General features: G+C 44.1%; 22 protein-coding genes and 2 other annotated features. Of the genes, 17 read left to right on the top strand and 5 right to left on the bottom strand.

Features of this window, described 5'->3' with window-relative positions; all coding sequences use genetic code 11:
* Positions 1-3: 3 nt before the first annotated feature.
* From dnaI to thrS, 3 genes are all read left to right on the top strand, one after another.
* Positions 4-936, top strand: coding sequence for a primosomal protein DnaI (gene dnaI, locus RH061_RS17540; protein ID WP_311072096.1), 933 nt, complete (start codon positions 4-6; stop codon positions 934-936).
* A 134-nt stretch (positions 937-1,070) separates the two neighbouring features.
* Positions 1,071-1,946, top strand: a complete 876-nt coding sequence (gene ytxC, locus RH061_RS17535) for a sporulation protein YtxC (protein ID WP_311072095.1) — start codon at positions 1,071-1,073, stop codon at positions 1,944-1,946.
* A gap of 357 nt (positions 1,947-2,303) precedes the next feature.
* Entirely contained in the window at positions 2,304-4,235 is a 1,932-nt protein-coding gene (thrS, locus tag RH061_RS17530; protein WP_311072093.1) for a threonine--tRNA ligase, read from the top strand.
* A gap of 85 nt (positions 4,236-4,320) precedes the next feature.
* On the opposite strand, the gene RH061_RS17525 is transcribed toward thrS, so the two are convergent.
* A complete protein-coding gene (locus tag RH061_RS17525; RefSeq protein ID WP_311072092.1) occupies positions 4,321-4,524 on the bottom strand; it encodes a hypothetical protein in 204 nt (67 codons plus the stop codon).
* 253 nt (positions 4,525-4,777) lie between these two features.
* Positions 4,778-4,904: a sequence feature (ribosomal protein L20 leader region), on the top strand.
* A gap of 132 nt (positions 4,905-5,036) precedes the next feature.
* Here RH061_RS17525 and infC point away from each other — a divergent pair.
* The 5 genes from infC (at position 5,037) to RH061_RS17500 (ending at position 7,143) form a co-directional block, all read left to right on the top strand.
* A complete protein-coding gene (gene infC, locus RH061_RS17520) occupies positions 5,037-5,540 on the top strand; it encodes a translation initiation factor IF-3 (protein WP_144477486.1) in 504 nt (167 codons plus the stop codon).
* Between the two features lie 16 nt (positions 5,541-5,556).
* Entirely contained in the window at positions 5,557-5,757 is a 201-nt protein-coding gene (rpmI, locus tag RH061_RS17515; RefSeq protein WP_023627047.1) for a 50S ribosomal protein L35, read from the top strand.
* 37 nt (positions 5,758-5,794) lie between these two features.
* A complete protein-coding gene (gene rplT / locus RH061_RS17510; RefSeq protein WP_102263819.1) occupies positions 5,795-6,154 on the top strand; it encodes a 50S ribosomal protein L20 in 360 nt (119 codons plus the stop codon).
* A gap of 83 nt (positions 6,155-6,237) precedes the next feature.
* Complete coding sequence (locus RH061_RS17505; protein WP_311072089.1) at positions 6,238-6,513, top strand: DUF1294 domain-containing protein; 276 nt, start codon at positions 6,238-6,240, stop codon at positions 6,511-6,513.
* Positions 6,514-6,570: 57 nt separating this feature from the next.
* The gene (locus tag RH061_RS17500; protein WP_311072088.1) at positions 6,571-7,143 is read left to right on the top strand and encodes a TVP38/TMEM64 family protein; all 573 of its coding nucleotides are present in this window, start codon (positions 6,571-6,573) and stop codon (positions 7,141-7,143) included.
* A 59-nt stretch (positions 7,144-7,202) separates the two neighbouring features.
* Here the strand turns inward: RH061_RS17500 and RH061_RS17495 are convergent, their stop codons facing one another.
* Positions 7,203-7,604 (bottom strand): sigma-w pathway protein ysdB, encoded by a 402-nt coding sequence (locus RH061_RS17495; protein ID WP_311072086.1) that lies wholly within the window; start codon positions 7,602-7,604, stop codon positions 7,203-7,205.
* Between the two features lie 290 nt (positions 7,605-7,894).
* Between RH061_RS17495 and RH061_RS17490 the strand changes: the two genes are divergently transcribed.
* The 3 genes from RH061_RS17490 (at position 7,895) to RH061_RS17480 (ending at position 10,148) form a co-directional block, all read left to right on the top strand.
* Positions 7,895-8,158, top strand: a complete 264-nt coding sequence (locus RH061_RS17490) for a hypothetical protein (RefSeq protein ID WP_311072085.1) — start codon at positions 7,895-7,897, stop codon at positions 8,156-8,158.
* A 337-nt stretch (positions 8,159-8,495) separates the two neighbouring features.
* Positions 8,496-8,987 carry a dUTP diphosphatase gene (locus RH061_RS17485; RefSeq protein ID WP_311072083.1) on the top strand — a complete coding sequence of 164 codons (492 nt, stop codon included), beginning with the start codon at positions 8,496-8,498 and terminating at the stop codon, positions 8,985-8,987.
* Positions 8,988-9,062: 75 nt separating this feature from the next.
* Entirely contained in the window at positions 9,063-10,148 is a 1,086-nt protein-coding gene (locus RH061_RS17480) for a M42 family metallopeptidase (protein ID WP_311072082.1), read from the top strand.
* Positions 10,149-10,269: 121 nt separating this feature from the next.
* Here the strand turns inward: RH061_RS17480 and sspI are convergent, their stop codons facing one another.
* Positions 10,270-10,485 (bottom strand): small acid-soluble spore protein SspI, encoded by a 216-nt coding sequence (gene sspI, locus RH061_RS17475; RefSeq protein ID WP_023627056.1) that lies wholly within the window; start codon positions 10,483-10,485, stop codon positions 10,270-10,272.
* Between the two features lie 123 nt (positions 10,486-10,608).
* Between sspI and RH061_RS17470 the strand changes: the two genes are divergently transcribed.
* The 3 genes from RH061_RS17470 to pheT all read left to right on the top strand — a co-directional run bounded on the left by RH061_RS17470 (position 10,609) and on the right by pheT (position 15,207).
* On the top strand, positions 10,609-11,364 hold the full coding sequence (locus tag RH061_RS17470; protein WP_311072081.1) for a TrmH family RNA methyltransferase: 756 nt from the start codon (positions 10,609-10,611) through the stop codon (positions 11,362-11,364).
* A gap of 70 nt (positions 11,365-11,434) precedes the next feature.
* Positions 11,435-11,680, top strand: a binding site (T-box leader).
* Between the two features lie 55 nt (positions 11,681-11,735).
* A complete protein-coding gene (gene pheS / locus RH061_RS17465) occupies positions 11,736-12,773 on the top strand; it encodes a phenylalanine--tRNA ligase subunit alpha (RefSeq protein ID WP_311072079.1) in 1,038 nt (345 codons plus the stop codon).
* Between the two features lie 19 nt (positions 12,774-12,792).
* Positions 12,793-15,207, top strand: coding sequence for a phenylalanine--tRNA ligase subunit beta (pheT, locus tag RH061_RS17460; protein ID WP_311072078.1), 2,415 nt, complete (start codon positions 12,793-12,795; stop codon positions 15,205-15,207).
* Positions 15,208-15,255: 48 nt separating this feature from the next.
* Here the strand turns inward: pheT and rnhC are convergent, their stop codons facing one another.
* Positions 15,256-16,185 carry a ribonuclease HIII gene (gene rnhC / locus RH061_RS17455; protein ID WP_311072077.1) on the bottom strand — a complete coding sequence of 310 codons (930 nt, stop codon included), beginning with the start codon at positions 16,183-16,185 and terminating at the stop codon, positions 15,256-15,258.
* A gap of 142 nt (positions 16,186-16,327) precedes the next feature.
* Between rnhC and zapA the strand changes: the two genes are divergently transcribed.
* The 3 genes from zapA (at position 16,328) to polX (ending at position 19,088) form a co-directional block, all read left to right on the top strand.
* Positions 16,328-16,588 carry a cell division protein ZapA gene (gene zapA / locus RH061_RS17450; RefSeq protein ID WP_192471538.1) on the top strand — a complete coding sequence of 87 codons (261 nt, stop codon included), beginning with the start codon at positions 16,328-16,330 and terminating at the stop codon, positions 16,586-16,588.
* 7 nt (positions 16,589-16,595) lie between these two features.
* On the top strand, positions 16,596-17,138 hold the full coding sequence (locus tag RH061_RS17445; protein WP_311072076.1) for a CvpA family protein: 543 nt from the start codon (positions 16,596-16,598) through the stop codon (positions 17,136-17,138).
* 228 nt (positions 17,139-17,366) lie between these two features.
* On the top strand, positions 17,367-19,088 hold the full coding sequence (polX, locus tag RH061_RS17440; RefSeq protein WP_311072074.1) for a DNA polymerase/3'-5' exonuclease PolX: 1,722 nt from the start codon (positions 17,367-17,369) through the stop codon (positions 19,086-19,088).
* A 146-nt stretch (positions 19,089-19,234) separates the two neighbouring features.
* Here the strand turns inward: polX and RH061_RS17435 are convergent, their stop codons facing one another.
* On the bottom strand, positions 19,235-19,441 hold the full coding sequence (locus RH061_RS17435; protein WP_311072073.1) for a hypothetical protein: 207 nt from the start codon (positions 19,439-19,441) through the stop codon (positions 19,235-19,237).
* Positions 19,442-19,513 lie beyond the last annotated feature (72 nt).

Raw genomic sequence — 19,513 nt, 5'->3', positions numbered from 1 at the left:
CTTTTGCAAAACATTAATGAAACATTGAAGAAGCTGGCGAATAACCAGAACTTCCAGGAGCGCTATGAAGCGATTAAGAGGCAGGTCATGCAGGATAAGCATATCAAGGAATTCCTGGATGAGAATGCGGATTATATCACCCGGGAAATGCTCGACGGCAGTATGTCAAAGCTGTATGAGTTCTCCAACCAGAGCAAAGGCTGTGAAGATTGCGAGAGCCTCGCAGGCTGTAAGAACATGATCAAGGGTTATGAACCGGAGCTTTTCATAAAAGGAAACTTCATTGATATAAAATATGACCGCTGCAAAAAGAAGGTCATGCATGATGAGCAGCAAAAGAATGCACGCCTGATCAATAGCATTTTTGTGCCTAAGGAAATTCTGAAGGCATCGTTCGGAGATATCGAGCTGGATGACGCCGGAAGGTTCAAAGCGATCAAAATGGCAAAGGACTTTGTTGAGAATTATGAGGCGGGCAAAAAGCAAAAGGGCTTGTTCCTTCATGGACCGTTCGGCACGGGTAAGTCCTACTTGCTTGGTGCAATCGCCAATGAACTTGCACAAAAACAAATCAGTTCCTTGATTGTCTATGTACCGGAATTTTTCAGGGAAATGAAGAATGCAATTGGAGACCATACTGTCAATGACAAGCTGGAAGCGATCAAGAAGGCGAATGTCCTTATGCTTGATGACATCGGAGCAGAAACGATGAGCAGCTGGGCAAGGGATGAAATCCTCGGAACAATCCTGCAGTTCAGGATGCTTGAGAACCTTCCGACTTTCTTTACTTCTAACTTTGACCTTAAAGGACTGGAGCATCATTTAACGCACAGTCAGCGGGGAGAAGAAGAACAATTGAAGGCGGCAAGGATCATGGAACGAATTAAATATCTTGCTGAGCCGGTAAAAGTCGAAGGCAAGAATCGCAGAATATAAAAATGTGCCGCGGCTAATCAAGCTGCGGTGCATTTTTTTTGCACTTATAACCATTTATACATCGTATGGATACTTCTAAATTGTCCAAGTCCCCCATATATATAATCAGGGATTATTTAAGAGGGGGGATATGGTTGATTGAAATCATCTTCCAAAAAAAGCAGGATGCCTGGAATTTGTATCAGCATTTAGTTGCCAGGCTTGCTTCGTGGCAAGAAACGAATTCAATTCTTCTTAATGAAGATCGAAATAGAGTTTTAATTCCAGAAGAGTTTTATAAAAAGGAAACATTGCCGTTACTCAAAAAGAGTGTTTATGAATTTATATTAAAGGTGAAACGTGATGACTGGCTTAGGGCAATCCTTGCAGAATCCTATTTTTATTGTGACAGTGAAGAACAGGATCATATCCTTGATATCATCTATTCCGTCATCGAAGGCAACCGTAAAGAACTCGTTCCTTTCATGGAAGGTGTCGAGGAACAAGGGATCATACAGAGCTGCATCAATGAAATCTTTAATGAAAAAGTTTCATTCTCTTTTGATTCCTTTGTGATGTTCAGGCTGAAGGCGTATACTGAACAGCTTTCCAAATGGGTGGAAATTGCGATTGATGAATATAAGATGGAACAGGAGTACCAGGTTTTCCTGCATACACTTAGGGGGTTCCTTGATGATCGAAAACCGCAGATGTCCCATTTATATTTAGTGATTGATGAGAATATGGTCTTTTACAATCAGCAATTCGCTGAAATGAAGCGAAGCGAGTTGTTCAGGAGTATTGACCGCAAGCTGCTTGTCAACCACCCTGTCTATGTGGATTCAGGGACGATTGCCCCGTTGCTGTCGATTGCACCTGAAACGATCTATTTGTATACTGACGATCCCCACCAGCCGTTAGTGCGGACAATCATCAATCTTTTTGAAGAACGTGTCAAAGTCAATCCGATAACTGCATTTCAAGATGAAAGAGCAAACTTTTTTAAAGAGAATCGTGAAAATATACAATAGCCCACTTGATTTTCAAAACATTACAAACTATAATTACGTACATACTAAATCAATAGTAAATGTAATGATGAGGATATGGGCATTCTTGAAAGGTTTGCAGAGAGGGAAGGCTAGGCTGAAAACTTCCTAACACTAAAGAAACGCTTACCACCTCTGAACTCCAGCTGTGAACGCCTATTGGCAAGTATTGGCTGGCGGCAGAAGCCGTTACCGCAACCAGAGCCATTTCTGCGTGATTTTGCGCATGAATGGGAATTGGGTGGAACCACGTGTGATCAAACTCGTCCCTGTTTCAGGGACGGGTTTTTTTATTTTTGCGCCAATAATCGCGCCACATTTTAAAAGGAGGAAAAGCCAATGGCAGACATGTTAAAAATATCGTTTCCAGATGGAGCAGTGAAGGAGCTTCCGGCAGGCACAACAACTGAAGATATCGCCAGCTCAATCAGCCCGGGCCTAAAGAAGAAAGCCATTGCCGGTATGGTCAATGGTCAGCCATATGATCTCAAGAGACCAATCGAAGAGGATGCAGCGATTGAAATCGTCACTCCAGACCATCCTGAGGCCCTAGAAATCCTGCGCCACAGTTCTGCACACTTAATGGCACAGGCAATCAAGCGACTTTATAAAGATGTCAATCTTGGAGTAGGACCAGTAATCGAGGGCGGCTTCTACTATGATATCGATATGGAACATTCTTTATCTCCGGAAGACTTGCCGGAAATCGAAAAGGAAATGAAGAAAATCATCAATGAGAACATTGAGATTGTCCGTAAAGAAGTAAGCCGTGATGAGGCAGTGAAATTTTTCAAAGACCTCGGCGATCCTTATAAACTTGAACTGATCGATGCAATTCCGGCTGATGAAAAAGTCACTCTGTATGAACAGGGAGATTTTGTTGACCTTTGCCGCGGCGTGCATGTTCCATCAACTGGAAAGCTGAAGGAATTCAAGCTGCTGAGCATTGCCGGTGCTTACTGGCGAGGCGACAGCGATAATAAGATGCTCCAGCGTATCTATGGTACTGCTTTCTTCAAGAAGGAAGACCTGAAAGAGCACTTGAGGCTGCTGGAAGAAGCGAAGGAACGCGACCACCGCAAGCTTGGCAAGGAACTTAACTTATTCACTAACTCTCAAAAAGTCGGCCAGGGTCTTCCTCTTTGGCTTCCAAAAGGTGCGACAATCCGCCGCATCATCGAACGCTATATCGTCGATAAAGAAGTCAGCCTGGGTTATGACCATGTCTATACTCCGGTAATGGGAAGCGTCGACCTTTATAAAACTTCCGGACACTGGGATCACTATCAGGAAAATATGTTCCCTGTCATGGAAATGGAAAATGAACAGCTCGTTTTAAGGCCAATGAACTGTCCGCACCATATGATGGTGTACAAAAACAGCATCCACAGCTACAGGGAGCTTCCGATCAGGATTGCCGAGCTTGGAACAATGCACCGTTATGAAATGTCAGGCGCATTGGCTGGTTTGCAGCGTGTACGCGGCATGACTCTGAACGATGCTCACTTGTTTGTCCGCCCTGACCAGATCAAGGAAGAGTTCAAACGTGTAGTAGAGCTTGTACTTGAAGTCTACAAGGATTTTGACATGAATGATTATTCGTTCCGTTTATCCTATCGCGATCCTGAGGACAAAGAGAAATATTTCGATGATGACCAGATGTGGGAAAAGGCTCAAGCCATGCTTAAGGAAGCGATGGATGAAATGGGTCTTGATTACTTCGAAGCTGAAGGCGAAGCGGCATTCTACGGACCGAAGCTTGATGTCCAGGTCAAGACTGCACTTGGCAAAGAGGAGACTCTATCAACTGTCCAGCTGGACTTCTTGCTTCCTGAACGCTTTGACCTGACTTATATCGGTGAAGATGGAAAGCACCACCGTCCTGTCGTCATCCACCGCGGTGTTGTATCGACAATGGAACGCTTTGTTGCCTTCCTGATCGAAGAATACAAAGGGGCGTTCCCGACATGGCTGGCTCCTGTTCAGGCACAAATCATCCCGGTTTCACCTGCAGTCCACTATGACTATGCAAGAGAAATCAAAGAAAAGCTTAAAGCAGAAGGCTTCCGTGTTGAAATCGATGGCCGTGACGAAAAAATCGGCTACAAGATCCGTGAAGCGCAAATGCAGAAAGTTCCTTACATGCTTGTTGTTGGTGACAATGAAGTCGCAGACAAAGCAGTAAACGTCCGTAAATACGGCGAACAGAAATCCGAAACAATTGCCTTTGATGAATTCCTGGAGTCATTCAGGAAGGAAGCGAAGAAATAAGAAAAGCGGATGCGCTTCGAGATCCTGGCGCTTAAGCTGGATATAAAATAAGAGGAGCCAGATGGCTCCTCTTATTTTTATGGAATTATTCAATAGGTTTGGAACACGTTGGACACAGATTTTTTGTATAGCTGCGCTGAATTCTTTCCCCGCAATTCCGGCAGGATTTTATGTTAACAGGCGTATTGTCAATATCATTTGAAAAACCATAGCCAGTCCTGAAAAACTTCAATGCAGTGCCAGCGAGCAGTCCAGTGATCACACCTGTAATGATAATCGCGATCAACATTTGTACACCAGCTTTCTTGTCTATTTCTACCAATAATTATAGCAAGAAATAAGCAATTAGGCAGTGACAATTTATCATATGGTTATGATTCCGCGACATGCTTTTTGCAGATAAATTTAATTCTGCCTGAAAAAAGTATTGCAGCCTGTATTTCTATCTGATAAAATACTTTTTGTTGCAGTTAACGAAAGTGATTCGTTTGACACATCAATTTCTTTATGCTATATTAGCAAGAGTGAACTGAATACAAGTTTTAGGAAAGAAGAAGCACCCGCTTCTCACCTGGCTGACGCGTTTAAGCTGTTGGCAGGTAATACGTAAACGTCTAATTATTTTGTTTCCGTAAGTGTGGGTGTCGTCGCCTGCACTTTTTTTATTGCAAAATAAAAATTGGACTATATCGTATGTCATTGTGTGAGCAAGATAAGGGCTTTGTCCTTGCAATGTACTTCTTCTCCTTGACAATGTATTCGATAAAACCCTGGAGGTGGCTAATTATTAGCAAAGATGCGATGTTACTAAACGAGGGAATTCGTGCTCGCGAAATTCGTCTGATCGATCAAAACGGCGAGCAATTAGGAATCAAATCCAAAGCTGAGGCTCTTGAGATCGCAGCGCGCGTCAATCTTGATCTTGTGCTTGTTGCTCCGAACGCGAAGCCTCCTGTAGGCCGAATCATGGACTACGGAAAATTCAAATTCGAACAGCAAAAGAAAGAGAAAGAAGCACGTAAGAACCAAAAGATCATCACAACAAAAGAAGTACGTCTTAGCCCGACAATTGATGAGCATGACTTCAACACGAAGTTGCGCAATGCTATCAAATTCCTGGAAAAAGGCGATAAAGTTAAAGCATCAATCCGTTTTAAAGGCCGTGCTATTACACATAAGGAAATCGGTCAGCGTGTTCTTGATCGCTTCTCTGAAGCTTGCAAAGATGTAGCGACAATCGAATCGCATCCAAAGATGGATGGCCGAAGCATGTTCTTGGTACTAGCACCTAAAACTGAAAAGTAACGAGGAGGAAGTCCCTATGCCAAAAATGAAAACACACCGCGGCACTGCCAAGCGTTTCAAGAAAACTGGAACTGGCAAGCTTAAGCGTTCACACGCTTACACTAGCCACTTATTTGCTAACAAGTCTACAAAAGCTAAGCGTAAGCTTCGCAAATCTGCAATTGTTTCAAAAGGCGATTTCAAACGTATTCGTCACATGCTTGACAACATTAAGTAAACTCGAGGAATCTCGATTTATATAGGAGGGAAATTACATGCCACGTGTAAAAGGCGGTACAGTTACGCGCAAGCGTCGTAAAAAAGTCATCAAATTAGCAAAAGGTTATTTCGGTTCAAAACATACATTATACAAAGTTGCTAACCAGCAGGTTATGAAGTCCCTAATGTATGCATTCCGCGACCGTCGCCAGAAGAAGCGCGACTTCCGCAAACTTTGGATTGCTCGTATCAACGCAGCAGCTCGCATGAACGGTCTTTCTTACAGCCGTATGATGCACGGCCTTAAGCTTGCAGGTATCGAAGTAAACCGCAAGATGCTTGCTGAACTAGCAGTAAGCGATGCAGCAGCATTCGCTCAATTGGCTGAAACAGCTAAGCAACAATTCAACAAGTAATCAAGATGACCATTCTCTCCGGAGGATGGTTTTTTCTTTTTTAAGCTATATGATTCCATACTACAAAAAGAGGACGTGAAGATGTGGGGATATGGATTTTAGCAGGGTTGATCATCATCATGAATCTTGTGGGCTTTTTCATCATGGGAATGGATAAAAAGCGTGCAAGGCATAATCATTATCGAATAAGCGAAAAAACATTATGGAATGTTGCTTTTTTAGGAGGGGCAATCGGTGCAGCGGCTGGGATGAAGCATTACAGGCATAAGACGAAGCATGCTCAGTTCAAGTATGGACTGCCCGTTCTGGCTATTATAGAGATTGGTATAATTACATATATATTTAAGCTTTTGGCATAACAGCTTGGTTGATTTTATATGCTAGTAGCATCAGAGACTCGCAGGCAGGTGATAAGAATGGATGATGCGTGGTCAATGCTGCTGGTCGTGATTGAAGCTGGTGGCTGGTATGCACCAGTTATATTCATCTTGTTCCATGTTTTCCGCCAATTTGTATTCGTGCCGCCAGCAGTCGTCTGTATTGCGGGAGGGTTGATGTTTGGGATGATTCCCGGCATCGTCTATTCACTGCTCGGCTTATCCGGAGCAAGTATTTTATTTTACATGCTCATGAAACAGATTCCGGAGATGATGAACAAGTTGAGCAGGCTGAAAAAAAAGCTGGTAGGGCGCTTCAGGGATTTGACCGTTGCCCAGGTCGCACTGTTGAGGCTCGTTCCGATGATTCATTACCAGCTGCTGAGCTTTTGCGTTTATGAGCGAAAAAGTAGTTTTAAAGACTTTATGTTTGCTTCATTCCTTACGAATATACCATTCGTTATCTTTTATACTATATTCGGCGAATATGTCGGTGAATTTGACACAGTAACAGGTCTCATTTTGATAAGTGTCTTTCTGCTGTTAGCCTATTTGTTGCGAGAGAAAATTACCTTTATTAAATGGCGTGAGTTTTTTGATAGTACACCATAGAGTTATATGAGTTTGAAGGCATAAGAAAAAGCGTCCGGTATCGTTCGGACGCTTTTAATCTATAACTCCTGGTCCTCGTCATGATTTGCCATGAACTCCTTGATCGGGCTTTTCCAGTCAATTTTAGCCACCGGGTAGCTCTCGCGGATTTTCCGTTCAATGAACTGAAAATCTTCGAGGACAAGCCCTTTCAAAGCAGAGGTCTTTTTAGGCCAGATGAAAATCGAAACAACCTCAAAAGCAGACGGAGTTGTGCCTAAGTACTTTTCACCTTCAAATAAAACACCCTTATATGTTAACAAGAAATTCTTCCGGACATTGTCTGGATCATCCAATAAGAAATAGCGCTTCTGCTCATGAGCATGCTCCAGCTTCCTTTTCGGATGGAATAAATATTTCACAGCGCTGTATATGAGAAAAATAAATAAAAGCAAGATAATAATACGTAAAAGCAGGATCATGACTGCCCCTCCAATGCGAACTTTCCTTATTTACGGATGAGATTGCAAATAGTTTCAACAAATTTATAATTGTTTTATACTTTTTTTATGTGGAGGATGAGTGTGGGTCGAGGTTTGATCAATCTTAAAGGAGTAAATGGTGAAAACTAAGATTTACATATAGTAATGGGGGGAGTTCTGACAGCTTTACTGTAAAACAAGAGAAAGCTGTCAGAAGTAGGTCCAACTTTAGACAGGTTGAGCATTAAACCGAGAAAAGCTGTCAAAAGAAGGGCCAACTTCAGACAGGTTTGAGGGAGAAACGAGAAAAGCTGTCAGAAGAAGAGCCAACTTCAGACAGGTTTGAGGGAGAAACGAGAAAAGCTGTCAGAAGAAGAGCGAACTTCAGACAGGTTCGAGAGAAAAACGAGAAAAGCTGTCAGAAGAAGAGCCAACTTCAGACAGCTTTGAGAGGAAAACGAGAAAAGCTGTCAAAAGAAGGGCCAACTTCAGACAGGTTTGAGGGAGAAACGAGAAAAGCTGTCAGAAGAAGAGCCAACTTCAGACAGGTTTGAGGGAGAAACGAGAAAAGTTGTCAAAAGAAGAGCCAACTTCAGACAGGTTTGAGGGAGAAACGAGAAAAGCTGTCAGAAGAAGGGCCAACTTCAGACAGGTTTGAGGGAGAAACGAGAAAAGTTGTCAAAAGAAGAGCCAACTTCAGACAGGTTTGAGGGAGAAACGAGAAAAGCTGTCAGAAGAAGAGCCAACTTCAGACAGCTTTGAGAGGGAAAACGAGAAAAGCTGTCAGAAGATTAACCAAGTTGAGACAGGTTGGGAGTAAACAAGAAATACCTGTCTGAATCTAGAAGCAGGATTCTGTAAAAATGCTAAAATGACTAGTGGAGTTGAACAATGAATACACAAACACTTTTTAAAATGCAAAAAGCGCTGGATGGCCATATTGAATCTCAGCATAATTTAGAGCATGATGATCTTTTTGACAGGAAGGTCCTTGCACTGCTTGTTGAAATTGGCGAACTTGCTAACGAGACGAGATGTTTCAAGTTTTGGAGTGTGAAGCCTGCCTCTGAGAAGGACATCATCCTTGAGGAATTTGTGGATGGAGTCCATTTTATATTGTCCTTAGGGATTGAGTGCGGTTTTCAGGACCTGGAGACAATCCCGCAAAGCCAATCGGAGGAGCTGGATGCTACCAAGCAGTTCCTTGCTATTTACGAGTACGCACAAAAATTCAGGACCAGCCGCAGCAAAGAAGATTACTTGCGATTATTCCAAAACTACCTTAAACTCGCTCAGCTGCTTGGTTTGAACGATGATCAAATTGAAAAGGCATATATTAAGAAAAATGAAGTAAATTATGAGAGGCAGCGAAAAGGCTATTAGGCAGAATTTTTTGTACAATAACCTGTATGTCTAGTATAATAGGTTACGAAACTACATATTAAGGGAGTCGAAATAATGGCGAAATTAGATGAAACATTAACAATGCTCAAAGATTTGACCGATGCCAAAGGCATTCCCGGTAATGAGCGTGAGCCTAGAGAAGTAATGAAGAAATACATAACCCCATTCGCTGATGAAGTAACGACGGACGGCCTTGGCAGCCTGGTTGCAAAGAAAGTCGGCAATGAGAATGGACCGAAAATCATGGTTGCCGGCCACCTAGACGAAGTTGGCTTCATGGTGACAAGCATCGACGACAAAGGATTCATCCGCTTCCAGACAGTCGGCGGATGGTGGAGCCAGGTCATGCTTGCACAACGCGTGACAATTGTTACCCGCAAAGGGGAAATCACTGGGGTCATCGGTTCTAAACCGCCTCACATCCTTCCTGCAGAAGCACGCAAAAAGCCAGTGGATATCAAGGACATGTTCATTGATATCGGTGCTTCAAGCCGTGACGAAGCAAAGGAATGGGGAGTCACTCCTGGCGACATGGTCGTGCCTTACTTCGAATTCACTGTCATGAACAATGAAAAGATGCTTCTTGCTAAAGCATGGGATAACCGAATCGGCTGTGCGATCGCTATCGATGTCCTTAAGGGCCTTAAAGATGCGGAACATCCAAACGTCGTATATGGCGTTGGAACAGTTCAGGAAGAAGTCGGCCTTCGCGGCGCGAAAACTTCCGCACAAATGATTGAGCCTGACATCGCTTTCGGAGTTGATGTAGGAATTGCAGGCGACACTCCTGGTGTTACGGAAAAAGAAGCACTAAGCAAAATGGGTGACGGCCCACAGATCATCATTTATGATGCATCAATGGTGTCACACAAAGGACTTCGTGACTTTGTCACAGACCTTGCTGATGAATTGAACATTCCATATCAGTTCGATGCAGTAGCTGGCGGTGGAACGGATTCTGGTGCTATCCACCTGACACACCGCGGTGTTCCAGCGCTGTCCATCACAATCGCAACACGTTACATCCACTCACACGCAGCGATGCTTCACCGTGACGACTACGAAAATGCTGTAAAACTGATCGTAGAAGTCATCAAGCGTCTTGATAAAGAAACAGTTGAAAAAATCACTTTTGAATAAGCAATAAAGAGGGAGCCAGCGGCTTCCTCTTCTTTATTTTTATAATATAGGTTAAGAAAACAATAATTTTTAAAAAAGAGCCCAAAAAAAGAACTCCTCAATGAAAGGAGTCCTTCCTTAATTATTGCTTACCTTTCAATCCATCTTCCAATGCGTTCAGCATTTCCTGCTTTTCTTCTTCAGATGCGTTCTGCCAGATGACTTCGAACAGGACTCCAAGTCCTGGAAGCATCTTTTCCTCGCCATTCTGGATTGCATCGACAATCGTATCTTTCAGCTCATCCTGTGAATTTCCTGCTACATTTGAAATGACAGCATTCCTAAGGTTTAAGTTCATCCTTGCTCAAACTCCTTTCAAATTTCCATTACTGTTTATAGGTTTCACAATTTTGGTTTTATTATGTATCTGTTTTGAGCTATAATAGTAAAATTGACAAGCCATATTAAAGGAGAGCCAGAGTTGAAGTACATTCAATCTGATAAAAATCCGCAAGTGAAACAATGGAAGAAATTGCTGACACGCAAGGAACGCGACAAGACCGGTCTGTTTCTTGTCGAGGGCTTCCACTTAGTTGAAGAAGCACTCACGAAAAAAGAAGATGTTGAAGAAATCATTCTAAGTGAAAAAACGGAGTTGCCGCCAGGACTCGATTACGGCTCGATACCTGTGACGGTTGTGACGGATGAAATCAGCAGGCAGCTTGCTGATACGGAAACGACTCAAGGGATATTTGCTGTATGCCGTCAGCTGAAGCAGAAACTGACAAAAGGGAAAAGCTATTTGCTGATCGATTCTGTCCAGGATCCGGGCAACCTCGGTACGATGATCAGGACAGCCGATGCAGCCGGGATTGATGCAGTCATTGTCGGAAAAGGCAGTGTCGATATGTATAATCCCAAAGTATTGCGTTCAGCGCAGGGAAGCCATTTCCACTTGCCTGTTTTAAGTGGCGATCTTTCCGCGTGGATCGATGAACTTCAGGCTGAAAACATCCCGGTCTATGGAACAGCCCTTGAAAATGGGGTAGCTTATACAGAGGTATCCAGCAGCGAAGCATTCGCCCTCCTCGTTGGGAATGAAGGAAGCGGTGTTAACAAAGAGCTTCTGGCGAAAACTAAGCAAAACCTCTATATCCCAATCTATGGCCAAAGCGAGTCCCTGAATGTCGCAGTTGCCGCAGGTATCTTGCTATATTATTTGAAAACAGCAAAATAGGCCCGTTTTTTCTCAAAACCATTTGATACTGCGCCAAGATTATAATATAATAAACAGCAAAATTAATATTTCAAAAACGATGACGGAGAAAAGTAGCTTGAGGATGGCCATCCAGGGAGAAAATGCCGGTGACTGGAAGCATTTTTATGGAACAGACAAGCGAAGTTCACCTCCAGAGTTGGCATCGGGACCGCTTTTAAAAGGCGTAAAGATGCATCGGCACAAGCCGTTATCTCAATGAAGCGAACACGTAATACATAACTGTATTGCCTGTTAAAAAGGGTGGTACCGCGAAACCATAGACCTCGTCCCTTTATCTGGGATGAGGTCTTTTTGTGTTCAAAAAAGAAGAAATTGAAGGAGGATTTAACATGCAGGATCGTTTAAAAGAACTGCAGGCTGAGGCACTTGAAAAAGTGGCTGCAGCAGCTGACCTTAAAGAATTGAATGATATTCGCGTTTCCTATCTTGGAAAGAAGGGTCCAATCACTGAAGTTTTAAAAGGAATGGGCAAATTATCGGCTGAAGAAAGGCCGAAAATGGGTGCCCTGGCCAACGAAGTCCGCGATGCCATTTCAGGCCAAATCGAAGTGAAGCAAAAAGAGCTTGAGGAAGCAGCTGTCCAAAAACAATTGGCAGCTGAAGAAATTGATATTACCCTTCCTGGCAGACCTGTGAAGACTGGCAGCCATCATCCGCTTACGAGCATCATTGAAGAAATTGAAGATCTTTTCATCGGCATGGGTTACACAGTGGAAGAAGGCCCTGAAGTTGAAAAAGACTATTATAACTTTGAAGCATTGAACCTTCCTAAGGGACATCCAGCGCGTGATATGCAGGATTCCTTCTATATCACAGAAGAAACATTGATGCGCACACATACATCCCCTGTTCAGGCAAGGACGATGGAAAAGCATCAGGGAAAGGGGCCTGTTAAAATCATTTGCCCGGGCAAGGTATATCGCCGTGATAACGATGATGCGACACACTCTCATCAGTTCATGCAGATTGAGGGACTTGTCGTCGATGAGAACGTGAGAATGAGCGATCTTAAAGGTACACTAGAAGTTTTTGCAAAGAAAATGTTTGGCGAAGACCGCGAAATCCGTCTGCGCCCAAGTTTCTTCCCTTTCACTGAGCCATCTGTCGAAATGGATATTTCCTGCAAAATCTGCGGCGGATCCGGCTGCAGTGTATGTAAGGGAACTGGCTGGATTGAGATCCTCGGAGCAGGGATGGTCCATCCGAACGTATTGGAAATGGCCGGCTATGATTCGAAGAAATACACCGGATTTGCATTCGGAATGGGACCTGAGCGTATCGCGATGCTCAAGTATGGAGTAGATGACATCCGTCATTTCTATACAAACGATGTCCGTTTCTTGAAGCAATTTTCAGTTGAAGAATAAGTATTAGGAGGGTAAAACCATGTTGGTATCATATAAATGGCTGCAGGAATATATCGATTTGGAAGGCGTATCTGCTGAAGAGCTCGCTGAAAAAATCACGAAAAGCGGTATCGAAGTAGAAGGCGTTGAAAAATTAAATGAGGGTTTGAAGGGCGTAGTTGTCGGCCATGTGCTTGAATGCGAAAAGCACCCAAATGCAGAAAAACTTAACAAAACACTCGTTGACCTTGGAAACGGTGAGACAGTCCAGATTATCTGCGGCGCGCCAAATGTCGGCAAAGGACAGAAGGTAGCAGTTGCAACAGTTGGTGCAGTTTTACCAGGGAACTTCAAAATTAAAAAGGCAAAGCTTCGCGGTGAGGAATCCCATGGGATGATTTGCTCGCTTCAGGAGCTTGGTATTGAAGGCAAACTTGCGCCGAAAGAGTATGCTGAGGGTATTTACAATTTCACTCCTGACACAGAAATCGGCCAGGACGCGCTAGAAGTCCTTAACAGAGATGACGAAATCCTTGAGCTTGGCTTGACGCCAAACCGTGCTGATGCGATGAGCATGCTTGGTGTTGCATATGAGGTTGGAGCGATTCTTGGCAAGGAGATCAAGCTTCCTAATCCACAGCCTGAAACTTCTTCAGAGCAGGCTAGTGACTATATCAGCGTAAATGTCGAAGCGAAAGAAGATAATCCTCTATACGTTGCGAAAGTAATCAAGAATGTCAAGGTTGGTCCTTCACCGGTCTGGCTGCAAACAAGATTGATGGCTGCAGGCATCCGCCCTCACAATAATGTAGTTGATATCACGAACTTTATCTTATTGGAGTACGGCCAGCCGCTTCACGCATTCGATTACGATAAATTGGGATCAAAAGAAATCCTGGTCCGTCGCGCAAAAGATGGCGAAGTGATCGAAACGCTGGATGATGTTAAACGCACTTTGACACCTGATCACCTAGTTATCACGAACGGATCAGAGCCAGTGGCACTTGCTGGTGTCATGGGCGGAGCGAATTCCGAGGTAGGCAACGATACAACGACTGTCCTGCTTGAGTCCGCTTATTTTACAGGCGGGGCGATCCGCAAGGCTTCGAAGGACCATGGTTTACGAAGCGAAGCAAGCTCACGCTATGAAAAAGGTGTAGATCCAGCGAGAGTGCGCCCAGCGGCAGAACGCGCTGCCCAGCTTTTGATTGAACTGGCTGGAGGAGAAGTACTTGGAGGCAAAGTCGAAGCAGATTCGCTTGATGTGAAGCCAGCTGTTGTTTCAACCACCCTGGGAAAGATCAATAAAGTATTGGGAACAGACCTTGAAATGAAGCAGGTTGAGGATATTTTTGCCCGCCTGAAGTTCGAAACATCTGTTGATAATGACATCATTACAGTAACAGTTCCTACTCGCCGTGGGGATATCACGATTGAAGAGGATTTAGTCGAAGAAGTTGGCCGTCTATATGGATACGACAATCTGCCGACAACCCTTCCTGAAGGTCCATCAACGCCAGGGCATTTATCGGAGTACCAGAAAAAGCGCCGTGTTGTCCGCCGCTACATGGAAGGTGCGGGTCTTTACCAGGCCGTTACGTATTCCCTGACTAGTGCAGAGAAGGCAACCCAATATGCATTGGATAAGCGCGAGCCTGTTGAACTGGCGATGCCAATGAGTGAAGATCGCAGCCTGTTGCGATTGAGCATCGTGCCCCAGCTGCTTGAAGTATTAAAATACAATAATGCCCGCCAGATTGACAGTGTAGCTGTATATGAAACTGGTGCTGTTTTCCTGAAAAACAACAGTGAAGAGCTTCCAGAAGAGCGTGAACATCTTGCTGCAGCCATTACTGGCCTGTGGGAAAGCCATCCATGGCAGGGAGAAAAGAAGTCTGTTGATTTCTTCGTCCTTAAAGGCATCGTTGAAGGCTTATTCGCAAAGCTGGGCCTCGAGCGCCAGTTAGGTTTCGTGAAGGCTGAGCTTGACGGATTGCACCCAGGGCGTACCGCTGAAATTCTGCTTAATGGCAATGCCATCGGTTTCATCGGCCAGGTTCATCCAACTCAGCAGAAAGCACTTGACCTGAAAGAAACGTATGTATTCGAGTTATCCCTAAAAGCATTATTAGAAGCAGAAACAGCGCCGCTTCAGTACACAGCAATCCCGCGCTTCCCGTCCATCACAAGGGATATTGCCCTTGTTGTTGAAAAAGGAACTGCTGCCGGCGATCTGGAGAAGATCATCACTGAAGCTGGTGGATCTTTATTAAAAGAAGTAAATGTTTTCGACCTTTACGAAGGTGAGAAAATGGAAGAAGGCAAGAAATCACTGGCATTCTCCCTGAAATACTTCGATCCGGAAAAAACACTGACAGATGAAGACATTGCAAAAGCACACAATAAGGTACTTGCAGCTCTTGAAGAAAAAGCTGGGGCAGTATTAAGAGGATAAATTTAAAAGGCAGCCCGCGGGCTGCCTTTTTCATATGGTTCAAATCGTTTATATTCTCGCAATCTTCTTCGCTTTTTCCGTATTGGCGAAATGAAGTTTAACGAATTCTGGCAGTACATCTATACCTTTATCGAGGATGAGCCGTGCTGCTGCTTTATCGACAGCTGCGCCAGCACCTTTTGGAATCGTGAAGCCTGCGCGTTTGCTAAGGTTTTCGAAATGGCGGACAAAGGCGTAGCGGGCGATCATCGACGCTGCCGCGACACCTAGATGGATTCCTTCTGCTTTTGTGCTGAACAGCACGTTTTCCCTGATAATCTTTCTTTGACCTTTCAGGTGGGCGTAATAGATCTGCTCTTTTGCAAATTCATCGATCAAAATCGCTTCAGGCTTTTCAGGGGCAATTTTATCAAGCACATGGTTGATTGCCTGGTTATGCAGTAAAGCTTTCATTTTTCCCTGGGACATGCCTTTCATCTGCATCTGGTTGTACTTTTCATTATGCAGAGTCAGCAGGCTGTGGGGCAGAAAGGTGACAAGCTGCCTGGCAATCTCGATGATTTTGTCATCCTTGAGATTTTTTGAATCCTGGACACCAAGTTCCTTTAATACGGGGATATCCTGCCGCCTGACGTAAGCTGCAACAACAGTGATAGGGCCGAAAAAGTCGCCTGTGCCAACCTCGTCCGAACCTATGATGGACATATCGCTGATATTTTTGGGTAAATGGGAACCTGGCACCGGTGCTGCTGTTTTTTTAACAGAAGGCGCCAGAGCCGTTCCCCACCTGGCTGCCTCGGCCTCTCCGTCCTTACCCTGGAACAATACTTTTCCTGATTTATAGGCAGTGATGGCACAGGAAGGTGTTTTTGCGGCAAAGACGCTGCCAGGCGGAAGCTTATCAATTAGATATTTACTATAAAATTCTTTCATCTTTTTGACTTCTTCCGGACTTTTCTGAAGGACACTATTTCCCATTGCTCTACACTCCCTGTTTTACTTTTTCAAAGTTAGACATTTTCTTCCAAAAATCATATAGATCTGACAGGCAAATACTTCCCAGCCTTTTACGTTCATGTTATAGTATAAAATAGGATTCTTATGAATGGGGGCATAAATGTTGTCAGACACAAAAAAAAATCGGTCGACTGTCGATATTTACGGACAGCAGTATACAATAGTCGGCTCAGAAAGCACCAGCCATATCCGGCTCATTGCCTCGATGGTAGACGATAAAATGCGTGAGATCGGCTCAGCGAATCCTTCACTTGATACTAGTAAATTAGCCGTATTAACTGCTGTGAATGCCGTTAATGATTACATAAAAATGAAAGATCGTGTTGAATCGCTCGAAGCGGAAATTAAAAGGTTAAAGGACTGAAAAATGCATGCTTGATCTTGCTGTATTAGCTATTTTGCTTATTGGCTTCATTGTAGGATTGAAAAGGGGGTTCATCCTGCAAACCATCCATTTGGCTGGATTCATCGCTGCCTTCATCGTGGCCTACATATATTATGACCAGTTGGCGCCAAAGCTGACTTTGTGGATTCCATATCCGAACCTTGGCAGCAATTCGACTTTGAATCTGTTATTTGAGAATGCCAATTTAGAAGATGCATATTATCGGGCAATTGCTTTTGCGGCCATCTTCTTCGCTGTGAAAATCCTGCTGCAGATCATCGGTTCGATGCTCGATTTTGTGGCGCACCTTCCAGTACTTAAGCAATTGAACGTCTGGGCAGGCGGTTTCCTTGGTTTTGTTGAAGTATACCTGCTCTTGTTCATCGTGCTGTATATCGCTGCCTTATTGCCAATACAGGCAATACAGGGGCCGCTTAACGATTCAATTTTAGCCGAAAATATCATAAAAAATACCCCAGTATTTTCTCAGCAAATCAAACAACTTTGGATTGAATACATGGCTGCATAACTTCTCTGTTGCGGAGAAGTTTTTTCTTTTACATGGGGATGTTCATATGCCTGGCCATTGTGCGGAAGAAATGATCATACCGAAAACCGCTAAATAACAGGATGTTTTAAAACTTCACCCCGAAATTTTTCATTTGATTTCACAGCAGGGCTTGTTTTCTATAAAATAGAAGACAATGACTGCGTCCGGCATATTCCGGTCGAGAAATTTAAAAGGCAGGTGGACATCATGTCTGTTAATAAAAAAGATATCGTACAATTGCTTGAAACGATTGCTATATATATGGAATTAAAAGGTGAAAACCCATTCAAGGTCTCTGCTTTCCGTAAGGCTGCGGCAGCTCTTGAGGGAGATGAGCGGAGCATGTCCGAGATGGGCGAGCTTACTGAGCTAAAAGGAATCGGAAAGGGCACAGCAGGTGTCATTCAGGAATTCATGGAAACAGGCCAATCAACCGAACTCAAGGAATTACAGGAAGAAGTACCGAGCGGCCTAATCCCGCTTCTTCAGCTGCCAGGAATGGGCGGCAAAAAGATTGCCAAGCTGTATAAAGAATTGGGTGTAGAGAATATCCATGATCTTGAGGAGGCGGCAAAGACAGGGAAAATTCGTGACCTTGCAGGCTTTGGCAAGAAATCAGAAGAAAAGATTTTGGCTGCAATCGAAAACTTTGGCACTAGGCCAGATAGATTGCCGCTAGCCTATATGCTTCCTGTTGCGGAATTAATTGAATCATATCTTCAAAAGATAGAGGATATCGAACAATTTTCAAAAGCTGGCAGCCTGCGCAGGATGAGAGAGACGATCAAGGATCTGGACTTTATCATTGCTTCGAAAAAACCCCTGGCTGTAAAGGATGAACTGGTCAAGCTGCCGAACATCAAAGAGATAATTGCAGCGGGGGATACGAAGGTTTCGGTCACTCTTGGCCTGGATTACGATGTGAACGTTGACTTCCGTCTTGTTGATCCAGAGGAATTTGCAACTGCCCTTCACCATTTCACCGGCTCAAAAGATCACAATGTGAGAATGAGGCAGCTTGCGAAGGAAAAAGGAGAGAAGATCAGCGAATATGGGGTAGAGAATGTAGAAACAGGTGAAATCACCACTTTCAAATCGGAAGAGGACTTTTACCAGTATTTCGGTCTGCCCTTCATTCCGCCTGAGTTAAGGGAAGATGGCTCAGAAGTCGAATTATATAAAGAAGACCTGAAACTCATAACCCTGGATGCCATAAAAGGCGATCTTCATATGCATTCAACATGGAGCGATGGCGGCCATTCAATCGAGGAAATGGCCAGGGATTGTATCGCAAGAGGCTATAAATACATGGCGATTACTGATCATTCCCAGTATTTGAAGGTAGCGAACGGTCTGACGCCGGAACGCCTCAGGAAGCAAATTGAAGAAGTGAAGGAACTGAACAAGAAATTCGATGATTTCACGATTTTGACAGGGATTGAAATGGATATCCTGCCGGATGGTACATTGGATTTTGAAGATGATTTGCTTGCAGACCTTGATTTGGTCATTGCATCGATTCACTCTTCCTTTTCCCAGCCAACCGAAAAAATCATGAACCGTTTGAAGACGGCGCTTGTCAATGCCCATGTTGATATCATTGCTCACCCGACTGGAAGGCTGATCGGAAGGCGTGAGGGATATTCAGTTGATATCGACATGCTGATTCAGCTGGCAAAAGAAACGAATACAGCTCTCGAACTGAACGCAAATCCGAACAGGCTTGACCTGGCATCACAACATTTAAGAAAAGCACAGGAAGAAGGAGTCAAGCTTGTCATCAATACGGATGCCCATAAAGTGGATACACTGGAGCATATGGGAATAGGCGTAACAGCCGCAAGAAAAGGCTGGATCAAGGAATCATCCGTTCTGAATGCACTGGAACTGAATGAACTGCTTGATTTCCTGCATGGCCGAAATCAATAAAGAGACTACTAAACAAGGGATATAAAATGCTCTTAGAGTAATGTCCAGATCCAGCGCCTAGCCCCTCGAGACGCTTGTCTAGCTGCGGCTCCTAACTCCTCGAGACGTTTCGGTCCTGCCAATGAAGTCAAAGAGCGACTTCACTGTCAGGCCCTCCAACGCTTGTCGGAGTTGGGCAGTCGCCTCCGCTTTTCGAATTGTCTAGTGTCGCCTCCTAGTAACTCCGAAACTTCAACTCCGCCGGCAGAAGCAAAAAGCGCTTCTTTGTCGGAGTCTCCAGTTTCTGCGTTTCTGGGCAGTCGGCTATACTTTTCGATTTCGGTCCTGCCAATGAAGTCAAAGAACGACTTCAATGTCAGGCCCTCCAGCGCTTGTCGGGGCTGACCAAGGCGCATACGCTTTTCTAATAACCTTCGCTTGAGAAG

The organism is Mesobacillus jeotgali (genome assembly GCF_031759225.1).
In the GTDB taxonomy this organism is placed as follows: Bacteria; Bacillota; Bacilli; order Bacillales; family Cytobacillaceae; genus Mesobacillus; species Mesobacillus jeotgali_B.
The sequence above is the reverse complement of the archived record's forward strand: the minus strand, read 5'-3'. Positions and strand labels throughout refer to the sequence as shown.

Bases quoted from the DNA above. Each gene is read 5' to 3' on its own strand.
- thrS (WP_311072093.1), top strand. From the start codon at position 2,304: ATGGCAGACATGTTAAAAATATCGTTTCCAGATGGAGCAGTGAAGGAG.
- RH061_RS17525 (WP_311072092.1), bottom strand. From the start codon at position 4,524: ATGTTGATCGCGATTATCATTACAGGTGTGATCACTGGACTGCTCGCT.
- infC (WP_144477486.1), top strand. From the start codon at position 5,037: ATGTTACTAAACGAGGGAATTCGTGCTCGCGAAATTCGTCTGATCGAT.
- rpmI (WP_023627047.1), top strand. From the start codon at position 5,557: ATGCCAAAAATGAAAACACACCGCGGCACTGCCAAGCGTTTCAAGAAA.
- rplT (WP_102263819.1), top strand. From the start codon at position 5,795: ATGCCACGTGTAAAAGGCGGTACAGTTACGCGCAAGCGTCGTAAAAAA.
- RH061_RS17500 (WP_311072088.1), top strand. From the start codon at position 6,571: ATGGATGATGCGTGGTCAATGCTGCTGGTCGTGATTGAAGCTGGTGGC.
- RH061_RS17495 (WP_311072086.1), bottom strand. From the start codon at position 7,604: ATGATCCTGCTTTTACGTATTATTATCTTGCTTTTATTTATTTTTCTC.
- RH061_RS17485 (WP_311072083.1), top strand. From the start codon at position 8,496: ATGAATACACAAACACTTTTTAAAATGCAAAAAGCGCTGGATGGCCAT.
- RH061_RS17480 (WP_311072082.1), top strand. From the start codon at position 9,063: ATGGCGAAATTAGATGAAACATTAACAATGCTCAAAGATTTGACCGAT.
- sspI (WP_023627056.1), bottom strand. From the start codon at position 10,485: ATGAACTTAAACCTTAGGAATGCTGTCATTTCAAATGTAGCAGGAAAT.
- pheS (WP_311072079.1), top strand. From the start codon at position 11,736: ATGCAGGATCGTTTAAAAGAACTGCAGGCTGAGGCACTTGAAAAAGTG.
- pheT (WP_311072078.1), top strand. From the start codon at position 12,793: ATGTTGGTATCATATAAATGGCTGCAGGAATATATCGATTTGGAAGGC.
- rnhC (WP_311072077.1), bottom strand. From the start codon at position 16,185: ATGGGAAATAGTGTCCTTCAGAAAAGTCCGGAAGAAGTCAAAAAGATG.
- RH061_RS17445 (WP_311072076.1), top strand. From the start codon at position 16,596: ATGCTTGATCTTGCTGTATTAGCTATTTTGCTTATTGGCTTCATTGTA.
- polX (WP_311072074.1), top strand. From the start codon at position 17,367: ATGTCTGTTAATAAAAAAGATATCGTACAATTGCTTGAAACGATTGCT.